Annotated in this window: 1 protein-coding gene; it reads right to left on the reverse strand. The window is 66.0% G+C overall.

Features of this window, described 5'->3' with window-relative positions:
* A partial coding sequence (locus Y887_RS17525; RefSeq protein WP_046965568.1) for an acyl-CoA dehydrogenase family protein occupies window positions 1-324 on the reverse strand: 324 nt, incomplete at both ends.

A 324-nucleotide genomic window follows, 5' to 3' on the forward strand; every position in this document is an offset into this window, starting at 1 on the left:
GAAGAACGGCACCGAGGCGCGAATGCCCAGCTTGGGCTCGGTCTTGCCGCGATGAAAACCCGGCTTGTCGGTGTCGACCATGAAGGCGGTGATGCCACGCGAGCCCTTGTCCGGCTCGGTCACCGCAAACAGCACGATGTACCTGGCCACCGGGCCGGAGGTGATCCAGCTCTTCTTGCCGTTGATGACGAAGCTGCCGTCGGCCTGCTTGACCGCGCGGCAGCGCATCGCCGATGCATCCGAGCCGGACTGCGGCTCGGTCAGCGCAAATGCGCCGATGTGCGTGCCTTCGGCGATCGCGCGCACGTACAGCTGCTTCTGCGC

It is taken from the genome of Xanthomonas pisi DSM 18956, assembly GCF_001010415.1.
GTDB lineage: Bacteria > Pseudomonadota > Gammaproteobacteria > Xanthomonadales > Xanthomonadaceae > Xanthomonas > Xanthomonas pisi.